Origin of the sequence: Mitsuokella sp. oral taxon 131 str. W9106 (assembly GCF_000469545.1) — a bacterium.
Classification (GTDB): Bacteria; Bacillota; Negativicutes; order Selenomonadales; family Selenomonadaceae; genus AWVT01.
Map to the genome: position 1 here is coordinate 37,129 of NZ_KI273057.1, position 12,433 is coordinate 49,561.

Sequence of the window (12,433 nt, forward strand, 5' to 3'; positions counted from 1 at the left end):
GATGGCAAAGAAGAGGAAAACCGTCTACGTCTGCCAGGAATGCGGCTACGACGCACCAAAATGGCTTGGACGCTGTCCCGGCTGCGGCGCGTGGAATACGATGGTCGAGGAGACCGTCATGTCGGAGCTGGGGCAGCGCGGGCTGCGTCTTGGTCTTTCCGATGCGGCAAAGCCGCAGCCGATCCGCGAGGTCAAAGTTGAGGATTTGCCGCGCTTCCCGACGGGCAGCGGCGAGCTTGACCGCGTCCTAGGCGGTGGCGTCATTCCGGGCTCGATGGTGCTCATCGTCGGCGATCCCGGTGTCGGCAAGTCGAGCCTCACGCTTCGCGTTTGCGCCAATGTTGCGCGCATGGGGCGCCACGTGCTCTACGTGACGGGTGAGGAGAGCACGCGGCAGGTCCGCATGCGCGGAGACCGTTTGCAGGCGATCGCAGACGGTCTCTTGATCGTCAGCGAGACGAATCTCGAGACGATAGAGGGGCACGTAAAAAATACAAAGCCAGATCTTCTCGTCGTCGATTCGATCCAAACCGTCTTCAAGCCGACCGTTCAGAGCGCACCGGGCAGCGTTTCACAGGTGCGCGAGTGTGCCGTCGACCTCCTGCGCATCGCGAAGTCGGACGGCATTGCTGCCTTCATCATCGGACACGTCACGAAGGATGGAACGCTTGCAGGCCCGCGCGTCCTCGAGCACATCGTCGACACTGTGCTTTACTTTGAGGGAGAGCGCAATGCCGAGTATCGCGTGCTGCGTTCCGTCAAGAACCGATTCGGCAGCACGAATGAGCTCGGTCTCTTTGAGATGCGGGATATCGGTCTCGTCGATGTGCCTGATGCTTCGAAGCTGTTTCTCTCAGATCGCGAGCAGGACACGGGAACGGTCATCGTGCCGACTGTCGAAGGAACGCGTCCGCTCCTTGTCGAACTGCAGGCTCTCGTCGCTGCGACGCCATACGTGCCGCCGAGGCGCACGGCGGACTCCGTTGACATCAAGCGCATTCAGCTCCTCCTCGCTGTCCTCGAAAAGCGCGTCAAGCTGCCGATTGGCGCGTGTGATGTCTACATCAAGGTCGCGGGCGGCATACGCATTGATGAGCCCGCCGCGGATCTCGGCCTCTGTATCGCCATGGCGTCGAGCTTCGCGAATCGCCTTTTGCGCCCAAAGATGATCGTCTTCGGCGAAGTCGGGCTGTCGGGGGAGGTTCGCGCCGTGAGCCAAGTGGATCTTCGCATCGCCGAGGCACGACGGCTCGGCTTTTCGCACGTCATCCTGCCGATGAAGAACTTCCGTCAGATGAAGGGCGCCTTTGATGGAATCACGCTTCATGGAGCGGAGAGCATTGGCGACGCGCTTCGGCTCGCGATGCCGAAAGAACTGCAGGCGTCTTGAGCCGTGTGGCAGATCCTGGAAAAAGATGCATAAATCGGTGATGCGCTATCGACAAGTGGGGGGAACGTGTTATAATGGACGGGATCGTATTCTTGTAGCTTCAGGAGGCATTTCCTTGCGATTTTTACACTATGCTGCGGCGGTTTTTGTCGTCCTTGCCGCCACTTTGCTGCCCGTCCCCCGCATGGCAAGCGCAGAAGAGCCAGCCATCACGGCGGACGCTGCCATTCTCATCGAGACGGAGACGGGACGCGTGGTATGGGAGAAGAATGCCGAAGAGCGCCGCTTCCCCGCGAGCATGACGAAGATGATGACGTGCATCCTCGCACTTGAAAACGTCAGTCCGCGCGCGGAAATCTTCATTACCCCGAATGCCGAGCAGACGGAAGACACGCCGCTCGGCATCCTCGCAGGCGAGCGGCTGACGGCAGATGCGCTTTTGACCGGCATGATGCTGTGCTCCGATAACGGCGCGGCCGTCGCCGTTGCCGAGCATATCGACGGCGGCGTGACGAGCTTTGCGAAACGCATGAATGAAAAGGCGGCTGAGCTCGGCATGAAGGATACGCACTTTGCCAACCCGAATGGCTTGCCGAACCCCATGCACTATTCCACGGCGCACGACATGGCGCGTCTTGCTCGGTACGCGATGAGGAACAAGGCGTTCCGCTCGATCGTCGGGCAGCAAAACGCCGGCATTCGCTGGACGTTCCCAAAGGATAAGTTTTTGCCGGTCGAGAACACGAACAAGCTCCTCGGTCACTACGACGGTATCACGGGCATCAAAACGGGATGGACGAATGCGGCGGGGGGCTGTCTCGCAGCGTCTGCCGAGCGCAAAGGCGTCTCGCTCATCGCAATCGTCATGCACGCACCGACACCAAATGATCGTTTTGACGACGCGCGCAAGATGCTCGACTACGGTTTTCGGCACGTCACGATGGTGCGGGGCATTACGAGCAGCAGGACTGCGCGCAAGGTTTGGGTCAAGGGTGGGCAGGAGGCGCGAACATTTGTCCGCCCTGTCGAGGATATCAACTACCCGATCATCGATGGCGAAGACGCAAAGAACTACACGATCCACTGTGACGTGCCGAGTGTCATCGCTGCGCCTGCGAAAGACGGTGAAATCGTCGGAAAGATGACGCTCCTATATAAAGGGGAACCCGTCGGCACCGTCAATATGGCAGCCGATAAAGTGTTGCCCGGATTCAGCATCGGCTCCTTTTTTGTCGGCCTCTTCGAGGGTGTTATTAACCGGATTTGAAGAAGCCCGCCCATACACCATCCGTCCGATTGTCTTGTTCAACCAAAAAGTGCGTTTGGCAAGAGGACAGTATTTTTGTGGGCGGGCTTTCCCTTGCATGCAAGTGTGCGTGCTGCATACGGCACGATGCCGATTCACTTTAGCAACGCATGTGCCTCGCTGGCATTTACGATCTCTCCCATGAGCATTTTTCCTTGAATATCAGGGTGCAGCCCGTCGACCGAGAACGATTCATCCAGATCCGTCCCCGTCTCATTGTAGAAATACGGTTCGAGGTCAATGCAGCAGTCGTGCGAGCGAATCCACATGTTGATCAGGCGAAGCTTCTCATTCCAATTCGGATCGGTCTCCGCATGAAACGCAAACCGGATATTCGTTGGGTTGATCGGTATGAGCGTCATAAAAATCGGGCGTATGTCGTGCGCACGGCACTTCTCTTCGATCGCTGCGAGGTCGTCAATGATGTCCTGTGCGGAGATCGTCGAGGTGCGCAGGCCGTTTGAGCCAGTGAGAATCAAGAGATTTTGGGGATGGAATGGCAAGACGTCCTGCTCGAAACGGTCGCACGTCATGCGTGAGGTGTCGCCGCTCCTGCCGAGGTTGAGACAGGGAAAGTCGAAATACGTCGTATAGCTGTACTCAAGTGCCGAGGGCGGGTAGGAGATGGATCCGCCGCCATGCGTGATGCTGTCGCCAAGCACGGCAACTTTGACACGCTTTGGGTGTTTGTTCACGACGAAATGCGCCGCATCCGACCATGTGCCGATCGCGTTTCCTTCCGCATCGATGGCGCGCACGCGCCAGTAGTAATCGCCAGCGTAGGGGCGTGGGTACTCGTCGTAGCACGTCGTGGCGGCATTTACGATCTTGCTCCACGCCCGACCAGGGTCAGGCTGCGTGCCGTTTGGCTGCGCGGGAGGATCCGCCATGAGCTCGACTTCGTAGCGCATGATGCCGTGCAGCGGGATCCAGTTGTAGACGGGGTAGAGCGGTTGCTTGAAGTGCGGCATCTAGTCGTATTCGTTGAGCAGCGGGTGAGTCGGAAGCGGCAAGCTCGAATCGAGCGTGACTGCCTCCGCCTTGGAGAATTCACCGATGGGCTGCAAGTGGAGGTCGAGTGCACGGACGCGCCAATAGACTACGCCGGAGTCTGCATAAGGGCGCAGATCGGCTTGCCAGCCGTTTGTGAAAATTTCGTGCGTGCTCTCCAGATGCTTCGGACTCGCTGCGAGAACCGTACCGCCTTCGGCATCCGGCGGCAGGGAAAGGATCTCAAGCTCGTAGCAGACGGCACCAGGAACGTTGTGCCAAACGAGAAACGGCATGAGGCTTGCAGGAGTATCTTTGCCGTAATGCGAGATGATGGCGGGATGCTTTGGCCGCTTTGGAAAATCCGGATTGGCTGCGGGGACAGCGTCGCTGCCGACCTTGCCGAAAATGCCGTACGCCGTGACGCGGTACGATGTCGGAATCGCCGTTCGCGGCAATTCGATCGACGGCTCACGCGTGTAATAGGAACCAAAGAGATGGAATCCCGCCTCGCCTTCGACGAGTCCCGTCGTCGGTGACAGGACGTCGACTTTGTAGTAGCAAGGGTAGGGGAGCGGTGTCCACGAAAGGTAGAGACGTCCGTTTTTCTCTGCAAATGCAGTTTCGATCGTGTGCTTTTGGAGTCCGAGCGTATCGTATCGTTCAACGGTGAAGGAAAGAGCGACGACGTAGGCTGTTATGAGAAAAAGAAAAAGCAGGAAATGCGGAAGTTTTTTTATCACGGTGATAACCTATGAGTATAAAGTGGATTCGGAATGTATGGTAATATGATACCGTAACATTACCAGTATACCATTAAGGAAGGAATAATGCGAATGAAAAAGCAAGGACTCCTTCTCGTCCATACGGGCGATGGAAAAGGAAAGACAACGGCAGCACTCGGTCTTGCCCTTCGTGCATGGGGAGACGGTATGCGCGTATGCATCCTGCAGTTCATTAAGGGCAGCTGGGAGTATGGCGAGCTGCGTGCCATCGAGGCGCTCGCGCAGGCAGACGGACGCATCCAGATCACGCAATGCGGTCTCGGCTTCACGCGCAAAGGCGAGAAAAAAAACGTGGCACATAGACGGGCTGCAGAGGCAGCACTCGAAAAAGCGCGTGTGGCGATCACGTGCGGTGCATGGGATCTCGTCATCTTGGACGAACTCAACTACGCTGTGAAGTTCGGGCTCGTGTCGGAAGCAGAACTCATGGCTCTTCTCGATTTGCGTCCACTCGGACTCCACTTGCTCATCACGGGACGCGATGCGTGCCCTGCACTCATCGAACGTGCCGATCTCGTGACGGAGATGCGTCTTGTGAAGCATCCTTTCCAACAGGGGATCAAGGCCCAAAAGGGCATCGAGTTTTAAGGGATCGAAGAAACCGTGAGAGACCAATGCAGGAAACATCCTCTCGTTTTGGAGCGAGAGGATGTTTTTACGTTTTCCATTATTTCGCTTTGTGTCTGTTTGCCGGAGATGACAGTCTCCGTCCACTATGGTCGTATAAGATAGATTGAGGAATGAGGCAAGCGCAAATCTTCCGTTGTCTTCTATCCTCACATATCTTGCACGGAAGAGATACGGCTGAGGGAAATGGCGCAGCAGAGTGCAGCCGATGCGGCGCATACCTGAAGGGAGAGGCCGTCCACATAGGCTGTGGGAGAGTCGAGGGGGATGCCGTCTCCCATCAGAAACTCGCCTGCAAGCATAATTCCGAGCGCACCTGCGAGCTGTTGTCCCGTCGTCAGGATGGCACTGCCAACACCTGCATCCGCAATCGGCAGATAGCGCAGGACGACACCTGTTGCAATGGGAATCACCGTGCCGTTGCCGAGCCCAAGGAGAAACAGGGCGAGGATGACGAAGGGGATTGCAGTGGACTGTCCCGTTATTGTGCCGAGCAGCACGGCGAGGATGCCTGCGCTTGTGCAGATCGTTCCATAGATCAGCACGCGTGGCGGCGCAAACTTCCGCATGAGTGTGGGTCCTGCAGACGAGGCTAGGACAAATCCTGTGCCGACTGCCATAAAGACGAGTCCCGCCGTCTGTGGTGCGAGCCTGCAGATATTCTGCAGGTAGAGGCCGAGCACAACAAAGAAGGGGACAATGGCGGCGTACAGGCATACATTGAGAAGAATTCCGATCGCATAGCCGCGATATCGGAAGAGCCGAAGCGGATTTCCAAGCTGGTTGTGGCGTGCCTCGTATGCAGCGTTTGGATCCAAGGGAAGCGACGTGCAGCCAATCGCGGCGATCAGGCAGATGGGCATATTGGCGAGAAAGATCATGCGCCAGCCGAACCCCAAAATATTCCATGCAGGAATCCAGCCGCCGAGCACTTGCCCCATGATCTGCCCAAGCCCGATGGAGACGCCGAATGCGGACAGTGCCTGCACACGTGTTTTTCCTTCGTATGAGACACGGATCAGAGCGAGCACCTGTGGGACCATAACCGCGCCCGAAAGTCCCTGTAGAAGGCGTGCGATGACAAGTTGGCCAGCTGTTTGTGCGCAGCCGCAGAGCAGCGAGGTCGCGGCAAAGAGAAGCAGTCCGATTCGGTAGGCCCGCCGCCTTCCGAATCGGTCGCCGAGGCGTCCGCCGACAATCAGACCCATGCCGTAGATGAGCGCATAGCCGCTCATAATACCCTCGAATGCTGCTGCTGAGGGATGTAACGATGCCATGATGGCGGGGGCGGCGACATTGATCACGAACTGATCGAAGATGGACAGGAACGAGCCGACCAGTATAAAGGGCAGGATATGAAGAGATACGGATGCCGTTGTGTTCGTTGAAGCAATGTCATTTTTCATATCCATCATCATTCCTTCTGTGGTATAATACATACAATTATCATGTTATACTGCTTATTGTATGATTTCAATAGAAAGATTGTATGTATGACAATGTTACGGAAGATACCCTATGCCCATCCATTCAGTTGGCGACTATCCGATGACATGGCGGCCGGATCGCACAAGACTGTATGCTCCGTTTTATCGTACGCCTGCTGTGCGGTTCGAGCGCGATATCCTCGGCGGACGGCTGCCGCCGCACACAAAACTCCCACCGCAGCGGGAGCTAGCCGATTTTCTCGACCTCAATCTGAGCACGGTGATACGTGCCTTTCGCCTCTGCACGGACAAGAGGTTGATTTATGCGGTCATGGGATGCGGGACATTCGTCTCGCCGAACGCTGCATTCTTTTATCCGCCTTGCCCTCTGATCGCCGCCAACAAATGAGGAGCTGGCGTTGCGGATTTCGGATCGTTCACGATCTGATCGAGCAAGGCATCGAACCCGTCATTCCAAACGATGTTGATGTTGATGTCGTGAAACGCATCATTCGGACGAAAAATCTACGCCAATCTGACGAACTTCATTTTATCCGTGATTCCTTGGTATTTTCTGCAGACGCAACTTTGCCCCCGTCAAATTCGACGGGGGCAAAATTGCGTCCGCAGTGGATGTCCTTATTTTTGTTTTCCATTCGAGAAGAAAAGATCATGCTTTTTTCTCGTTGATGCCCCAAGAATGAATGCCGGTTTCGTTACCTAGGTCAGCAGGATTGAATACAGGCTCTTTGATGCCGTTGCGTTTCTGCTCGACGTAGCCGTGAAGTGCGATTTTTGCGTATTTGTAGAGGCGTGCGATCGCATAGAGGTTGGTAATGCATAGGAAGCCCATGAAGAGGTCAGCGAGGTTCCAGACGAAGGAAAGCTCGGCCAAACAGCCGAAGAGCACCATGAGGACGACGCCGATGCGGAAGACGAAGAGGTATTTCCTGACATTGCCTTCGAAGAATGCGATGTTGATTTCACCATAGTAGTAGTTGCCTACGACTGAGCTGAAGGCAAAGAGGAAAATGAGGATGGCGACAGCAGGCGGTGCAATAGGGCCGAATACGGTCGCGAGCGATTGCTGCGCGAGCGCGATGCCCGTAAGTTCGCCGCCGATCGTATACTGCTGCGTGAGGAGTACGATGAATGCCGTAGCGGAGCAGACGAGCCACGTATCAACATAAACGCCGAACGCCTGCACGAGTCCCTGCTTGACTGGATGTGTGACATTTGCCGTTGCGGCAGCGTTCGGAACGGAGCCTTCGCCTGCCTCATTCGAAAAGAGACCGCGCTTGACGCCTGTCAGGATAACACCGCCGAGCCCACCGCCAACTGCTGCCTGTGCGGTAAAGGCATCGTGGAAGATGAGTACGATGACGGAAGGCACCTTCTCTATGTTAAAGAGGACGACGAGAATAGCGGCAAGGATGTAGATCGTTGCCATGATGGGCACAAGCCATTCCGTGAACCGTGCGATGCGCCTCATGCCGCCGAAAATGACGAGAGCGGTCAGGATGGAAAGCACAATGGCCGTAGTAATGGGGGGGATGGAAAACGCGGTTTGGAAGGAAAGCGCAATTGTGTTCGCCTGGACCGATACGTAGACGAGACCGAATGTAACGGAGATGAGCAAAGCGAAGAGTTTTGCGACACCAGGCTGTTTCAATGCATTTTTTATGTAATAGGCAGGACCGCCGTGGAATTTGCCGTTTCCGCGTGGCAATTTGTATATCTGCGCAAGCGTGCTCTCGACGAAGCCTGTCGCTGAGCCGATGAAGGCGATGAGCCACATCCAAAAAACGGCACCGGGACCGCCCAAGACAATGGCGATAGCGACGCCGGCAATATTGCCGACACCGACGCGTGATGCCGTGCTGACGCAAAACGCCTGAAAGGAGCTGATGGCATCGCCATCGGGACGGTGACCAATGCCATCCGTGATAAGGCGCAGCATCTCGGGGAGCATGCGAAGCTGTACGAACTTTGTTGAAAGGGTGAACCAAAGACCGCAGCCGATGAGCAGAACGATCATGACGTACGACCATAAGACCGTATTGACTTCTGAAACGATGGTGTTCAATAAGTCCATAAAAAAGCCTCCTTTTCAAAAACCATATAATAAACATATAGCTATTATACAAAAAGAGGTATAATAACGTCAAGCTTGCAACGAAACGGAAAAAGCCAGTACCCATACCGTCTAGCGGTGGGCACTGGCTTCGTCTCCAGTTAAGCGGATATTACTTGACGTACGCTGTAATCTTCTTGAAGTGAGCTTGGAAGAATTCCTCGGCAACCTGCGGGAAGAGTGCGTAGGAGAGAACATCTTCCTCGGATGGGTTCAGATAGCCCTTTTTTTTGAGTTCTGCCTCGAAGTCTGCGAAGGATTCTGCCTTTGCATCTTCGATGGAGCAATCCGTGATAATCTCGCTCGGATCAACGTGGAGAGTCTTCGTCAGGAAGTCGCGATCGACCGGAACTGGCGTCTTGCCGAACTTGCCGCGCGCGAGGTCTTTGAATTCGTTTGGCACCATCTTGTAGCGCTCGCCGCTCATGATGTTGAATGTTGCCATCGTGCCGACGATCTGCGAAGATGGCGTGACGAGCGGCGGATAGCCGACATCCTTGCGGACGCGCGGCATCTCGTCGAGAAGATCCTGATACTTGTCCTCCATGCCGGCTTCTTTGAGCTGATTGGCGAGGTTTGAGAGCATGCCGCCCGGGATCTGGAAATCGAGGACGTTCGGATTGATGTCGAAGTAGCCCTTGAGGTTGAACTCCTTGATGAGACGCTTCTTGACTTCGAGGAAGTGCTTGGAGATCGGCGTGAGCTGCTGGACGGCAATGCCCGTATCGCGATCCGTTCCTTCGAGCATGCGGATCATCGTCTCCGTGCACGGCTGGGACGTATCGGAGGAGAATGGTGCGAGCGCTGTGTCGATGATGTCGACGCCTGCCTCGATCGCCTTGAGGTACGTCGCATGGCCGAAGCCAGACGTGCAGTGCGTATGGAGCTCAACTGGGATATCAAGAGCGGACTTGAGTTTCTTGACGAGGTCTTCCGCGACATACGGCTTCAAAAGGCCGGACATATCCTTGATGCAGACAGAATGGCAACCCATGGACTGCAGTTCCTTGGCGAGTTCGACGAACGTTTCGTTCGTATGAACAGGACTCAGCGTGTATACGAGACAGCCTTGGACTTCCGGCTTTTCTTTGCACTTCAGGGCCGCTTCGATTGCGACCTTGAGGTTTCGGACATCGTTGAGCGCATCGAAGATACGGAAGACGCCGATGCCGTGCTCGGAAGCTTTCTGAACGAACTTTTCCACGACGTTGTTCGAATAATGGTTGTAGCCGAGGAGGTTCTGACCACGCAGGAGCATCTGGATCGGCGTCTTGAGATGTGCCTTCAACGTATCGAGGCGCTTCCATGGATCCTCGTCGAGGAAACGAAGGCAGGTGTCAAACGTGGCGCCGCCCCACGCTTCGAGAGCCTTGTAGCCGACTTTGTCGAGTGCCTCAAGCTGCGGCATCATGTCGCTGGTGCGCATACGCGTCGCGCAAAGGGACTGATGACCGTCACGAAGGACAGTTTCCATGATTTTGACCGGGTTCTTAGCCATGAACAAAACACTCCTTTAAAATATGGTAACATAACTTTTTGCTATGCAGCATACAACCAAAACAAAAGGAACGAACCATGGAATTATGCGCAGATGCACGATGACTTCATGGTTCAACGGCATCGTAATAATTTATATCACATGCCTAGTATAGGTACTAATTTTTCCTTTGTCAATGAATAATGTGATTCTTTTCCCAATGTATAACTAATTGGAATCATACATTTGGTTTATGCTACCATTTTTCGTCATTTTTCGTAGCAAGCTTTCTTGACTAGTGCGTGATAGGACGCGAGAAGACTCTGTGTGACCTTGCCGGGTGCACCATCTCCGATGGTATGGCCGGCGATGTTGACGACGGGTGTTACCTCAAGGCTCGTGCTCGTGACGAACGCCTCATCTGCCGAGAGGGCAAATTCGGGCGAGATTGCCTTTTCAACGACGGTATAGCCGAGATGGGGGATGATTTCTTCAAGGAGAATCGAGCGAGTCACGCCCTTTAGGATCAGATTATCGGCGGGGTGCGTCCAAATGACGCCATCCTTGACACAGAAGAAATTACTCGATGCGCCTTCCGTGATGAGATTGGTATTCCTGCGGTATTGGATCGTTCCCTGCAGTCCCTTGTCATGTGCATCCTGTTTTGCAAAGATGTTGCCGAGGAGGTTGAGCGTTTTGATGTCGCAGCGAAGCCAGCGGATGTCTTCAAAGAGACCACAGTGGATGCCGTTTTCCTGCCACTCGGAATTGGGTTTCGATTCGCGTATTGTCATCGAGAGAAGCGGCACGACCTGATCGGGAAAGGTGTGCGTACGTTTTCCCACGCCGCGTGTGATTTGGAAGTAGATCGTACCGTCTTTGATGCCGCTCTTTTTGATGATGTCGTGATGTATGGCGGCTAGTTCTTCGTCCATGTAAGTGATGGGGATGCGAAGCTCGCGCAGGGAGCGGCGGCAGCGCGCGAGGTGACGGTCAAGCGCAAAACACGTCCTGTTGTAGACACGCGTGACCTCGTAGATGCCGTCACCGAACTGATAGCCACGATCCTCGAGCAGAACCTTGCGCTCGTCGGGTCGGATAAATGTGCCATCGAAAAAAGCCAGTTCCATCGAAATCCCTCCAAAAGAAATTCAAACTACATGTTGCCTTTATTATCGCAAATATTGAGAGATAGGGCAATCCTTCCGTTCCGTTTCCATTAAGGGAAGGATTTTCCGTGACCACAAACGACAGGCTTGGGAAAGCCAACTAAAAGCCAACTATTTGTTTGTGGGTCAGGCCACTATTATTAGGTGCGCTCTCTTTGCATGGGTATTTTGCAATACATGATTGACAAACCTACACATACAGTCAAAATACAAGGAATGCCCCCTTGCAACACGTATGCGAAACCCATATAATAATAGAATGAAGATAGAACGTAAGGGGAGACTCATGATGGACTTTACGAAATGGCAGGGATGCGGCAATGATTTCGTCCTCGTCGACTGCATGGAATCGGAATGGAAGCATGACGCGGCGGACGTGCGGCGTATCTGTGACCGGCACTACGGCATTGGTGCAGACGGGATCCTGCTTGTCCTGCCGTCTAGGATTGCGGCTTTTCGCATGCGCATTTTGAACGCCGACGGAAGCGAGGCGGAGATGTGTGGAAACGGGATTCGTTGCGTTGCGCGCTATGCCCACGACTTCGGCTTGACAGACAAGGAGGAGCTTACGATTGAGACGGGGGCAGGCGTGCTCGTGCCGCACCTTATCATAAAGGCGGGATGTGTCACAGGCGTGCGCGTTGACATGGGCGAGCCGCATCTCGCGGCAGAGGAGATCCCGGTTTTAGGCTTCGGCAAGGATCGTGTCGTCGACGCGCCGATTGCTGTTCTTGGAAAGGAATACCGCATGACTTGCGTCTCGATGGGAAACCCGCACTGCGTCATCTTTGTCGAGGACGCAGAGGCGTTTCCGATTGCGGACGTCGGCTCCTCGTTTGAGCATCATGAGGCGTTTCCGAAAAAGACGAACACGGAATTTGCCGAGGTGCGCGACCACACGCATATCCGCATGCGCGTTTGGGAACGCGGCGCTGCCGTGACGCTTGCCTGCGGAACGGGTGCTTGCGCGACGGCGGTCGCCGCCATCCTGAACGGCAAGACGGAGCGCAAGGTGAAAATCGAGCTGGACGGCGGCAAGCTCATGGTCGAATGGGCAGCGAACAATCACGTCTTTATGACCGGCCCCGCCGAGATGGTCTATTCAGGAAAGCTTTGAGCGGAGAGGGT

The 12,433-nt window shown here is 55.0% G+C and carries 12 protein-coding genes; 6 read left to right on the forward strand and 6 right to left on the reverse strand.

From position 1 onward, the window contains the following. Position 1 precedes the first annotated feature (1 nt). Together radA and HMPREF1985_RS03490 are read left to right on the forward strand one after the other, a co-directional pair. Positions 2 to 1,390, forward strand: a complete 1,389-nt coding sequence (gene radA / locus HMPREF1985_RS03485) for a DNA repair protein RadA (RefSeq protein WP_021771081.1) — start codon at positions 2 to 4, stop codon at positions 1,388 to 1,390. 115 nt (positions 1,391 to 1,505) lie between these two features. After that, complete coding sequence (locus HMPREF1985_RS03490) at positions 1,506 to 2,657, forward strand: D-alanyl-D-alanine carboxypeptidase family protein (protein ID WP_040636961.1); 1,152 nt, start codon at positions 1,506 to 1,508, stop codon at positions 2,655 to 2,657. A gap of 134 nt (positions 2,658 to 2,791) precedes the next feature. On the opposite strand, the gene HMPREF1985_RS11550 is transcribed toward HMPREF1985_RS03490, so the two are convergent. Beyond that, positions 2,792 to 3,667, reverse strand: a complete 876-nt coding sequence (locus HMPREF1985_RS11550; protein ID WP_021771083.1) for an SGNH/GDSL hydrolase family protein — start codon at positions 3,665 to 3,667, stop codon at positions 2,792 to 2,794. Beyond that, complete coding sequence (locus HMPREF1985_RS11555) at positions 3,668 to 4,429, reverse strand: hypothetical protein (protein WP_021771084.1); 762 nt, start codon at positions 4,427 to 4,429, stop codon at positions 3,668 to 3,670. A 93-nt stretch (positions 4,430 to 4,522) separates the two neighbouring features. Here HMPREF1985_RS11555 and cobO point away from each other — a divergent pair, with 93 nt between their 5' ends. Then, positions 4,523 to 5,059, forward strand: a complete 537-nt coding sequence (gene cobO / locus HMPREF1985_RS03500; RefSeq protein WP_021771085.1) for a cob(I)yrinic acid a,c-diamide adenosyltransferase — start codon at positions 4,523 to 4,525, stop codon at positions 5,057 to 5,059. Between the two features lie 188 nt (positions 5,060 to 5,247). Here the strand turns inward: cobO and HMPREF1985_RS03505 are convergent, their stop codons facing one another. Then, positions 5,248 to 6,504 carry an MFS transporter gene (locus HMPREF1985_RS03505; protein ID WP_231385161.1) on the reverse strand — a complete coding sequence of 419 codons (1,257 nt, stop codon included), beginning with the start codon at positions 6,502 to 6,504 and terminating at the stop codon, positions 5,248 to 5,250. A 112-nt stretch (positions 6,505 to 6,616) separates the two neighbouring features. Here HMPREF1985_RS03505 and HMPREF1985_RS11560 point away from each other — a divergent pair, with 112 nt between their 5' ends. Beyond that, on the forward strand, positions 6,617 to 6,934 hold the full coding sequence (locus tag HMPREF1985_RS11560; RefSeq protein WP_021771087.1) for a GntR family transcriptional regulator: 318 nt from the start codon (positions 6,617 to 6,619) through the stop codon (positions 6,932 to 6,934). Further along, positions 6,862 to 7,215 carry a hypothetical protein gene (locus tag HMPREF1985_RS11565; RefSeq protein ID WP_155943515.1) on the forward strand — a complete coding sequence of 118 codons (354 nt, stop codon included), beginning with the start codon at positions 6,862 to 6,864 and terminating at the stop codon, positions 7,213 to 7,215. The genes HMPREF1985_RS11560 and HMPREF1985_RS11565 overlap by 73 nt, the downstream gene beginning before the upstream one ends. Here the strand turns inward: HMPREF1985_RS11565 and HMPREF1985_RS03515 are convergent. The 3 genes from HMPREF1985_RS03515 to dat form a co-directional block, all read right to left on the reverse strand. Beyond that, entirely contained in the window at positions 7,196 to 8,620 is a 1,425-nt protein-coding gene (locus HMPREF1985_RS03515) for an alanine/glycine:cation symporter family protein (RefSeq protein ID WP_021771089.1), read from the reverse strand. The genes HMPREF1985_RS11565 and HMPREF1985_RS03515 overlap by 20 nt on opposite strands. Before the next feature lie 151 nt (positions 8,621 to 8,771). Beyond that, positions 8,772 to 10,157, reverse strand: a complete 1,386-nt coding sequence (locus tag HMPREF1985_RS03520; RefSeq protein WP_021771090.1) for a pyruvate carboxylase subunit B — start codon at positions 10,155 to 10,157, stop codon at positions 8,772 to 8,774. A gap of 248 nt (positions 10,158 to 10,405) precedes the next feature. Beyond that, on the reverse strand, positions 10,406 to 11,266 hold the full coding sequence (dat, locus tag HMPREF1985_RS03525; protein WP_021771092.1) for a D-amino-acid transaminase: 861 nt from the start codon (positions 11,264 to 11,266) through the stop codon (positions 10,406 to 10,408). Between the two features lie 328 nt (positions 11,267 to 11,594). On the opposite strand from dat, the gene dapF reads away from it, so the two are divergent. Beyond that, positions 11,595 to 12,422, forward strand: coding sequence for a diaminopimelate epimerase (gene dapF, locus HMPREF1985_RS03530; protein ID WP_040636963.1), 828 nt, complete (start codon positions 11,595 to 11,597; stop codon positions 12,420 to 12,422). Positions 12,423 to 12,433: the final 11 nt, after the last annotated feature.